The following is a 1,881-nucleotide window of genomic DNA, read 5'->3' as shown; positions in this document are numbered from 1 at the left end:
ATCTTAATAAATGTTCAATATTTTAATCAAAAAAATGAATATTAAACATAGATTATAATAGAAAACATTTATATATGAAAAAAGTAAAATATATTGAAAGTAGGAATGTCACTTCCGACTGAATTTGAATTTCTAAAATATAAAATAAAATGATAAAGTTTATTTCATAAAGATTAATTAAAAATCAAAATGAATTATTATTAATTAAGATTAATTAATGTTCATTAATTTTAATTAATAATAACTAAAATTAATTTATTTATAAAATAAATTTATCTTAATTAAAAATTAATTAGAAAATATTTAAATGGAGACTGATTTGATGAGTAATGATGTTGATAAAAAACAGATAGATAATATAATAGAACAAATGGACAAAGACGATATCCAATTTATAAGATTACAATTTGTAGATATCCATGGTTTCCAAAAAAATATTGCAATACCTAAACCAGATGATTTAGAAGATTTATTTACTGAAGGTAATTTATTTGATGGATCATCAATTGATGGATTTGTAGATATTAATGATAGTGATTTATTATTAAAACCAGATATTAATACCTACTCTAGATTACCATGGAGACCTGATGATTCTGCAGTATGTAGATTTATTTGTGATATTTACGATCCAAATGGAAAACCATTTGCAGGAGATCCAAGAAGCCAACTTAAAAAAGCATTAGGAAAAATTTCAAAAGATGGATTACAATATAACATTGGTCCAGAACCAGAATTCTTTATTGTAGATATTGATGATGAAGGATACCCAATGCCATATGATGATGCAGCTTACTTTGATATTGAACCTAAAGATAAAGGACCTGATTTCAGAAGAGAAATTAGTTTAAACTTACAAGAATTAGGATTTAATGTAGAAGCACTTCACCACGAAGTTGGTCCTGGTCAAAATGAAATTGCATTTAGATTTGATGATGCACTTAAAACTGCAGATGCAGTAGTAACCTTTAAAACAGCAATTAAATCCATTGTTAGTAACATGGCTGCATTTGATGAAATTGATTACAGAGTAACTTTCATGCCTAAACCATTCTTTGGTGTAAATGGTAGTGGAATGCATTGTCACCAAAGTTTATTTAAAAATGGTGAAAACTTATTTGCTGATGCAGATAGTGAAACTGGTTTATCTGAAAAAGCAATTTACTTTATTGGTGGATTATTAAAACATGCACCTGCATTAACTGCTGTAACTAACCCAATTGTAAATTCATATAAACGTTTAGTTCCTGGATACGAAGCTCCAGTATATATCGCATATGGTCTTAAAAACAGATCAGCTCTTGTAAGAGTACCTGCAGCTCGTGGAAAAGCTACACGTATTGAATATAGGGCACCTGATCCAGCATGTAACCCATACTTAGCATTTGCTGCTATGCTTGAAGCTGGTTTAGATGGTATTAAAAATAAAATTGACCCGGGTGAACCTACTGAAGTTAACATTTACCAATTAAATGAAAAAGAACTTAAAGAAAGAAATATTGGTTTATTACCTGCAAGTTTATGGGAAGCATACCATACACTTGAAACTGATCCTGTTATTTTAGGAGCATTAGGTGACCATATTGCTAATAAATTCCTTGACAGCAAATATGCTGAATGGGATGATTACAGAGTTCAAGTATTTGGTTATGAACAAAGAAGATATTTAGATATTTAAATCTAATATCTTAAATTTTTTATTTTTTTAAAATTCACCTAATAAATCATTATTAAAACTTTTTTTATTTTTAAAACTATCAAATATAAAATAAATTTTAATAAAATTATTAAAAACAGGAAATATTTATTTTAAATTTGATTAAAAATCTATATTAACTACTACTTTTTAATTTATATTAATATAGAACATAAATTCAATAA

Annotated in this window: 1 protein-coding gene; it reads left to right on the top strand. The window is 26.5% G+C overall.

Translation table 11 applies throughout. The features are described 5' to 3' along the window. Positions 1 to 307: 307 nt before the first annotated feature. A complete protein-coding gene (glnA, locus tag BGI41_RS07920; protein ID WP_088540158.1) occupies positions 308 to 1,678 on the top strand; it encodes a type I glutamate--ammonia ligase in 1,371 nt (456 codons plus the stop codon). Positions 1,679 to 1,881 lie beyond the last annotated feature (203 nt).

It is taken from the genome of Methanobrevibacter sp. 87.7, assembly GCF_002208625.1.
Taxonomy (GTDB): Archaea; Methanobacteriota; Methanobacteria; order Methanobacteriales; family Methanobacteriaceae; genus Methanarmilla.
The sequence above is the reverse complement of the archived record's forward strand: the minus strand, read 5'-3'. Positions and strand labels throughout refer to the sequence as shown.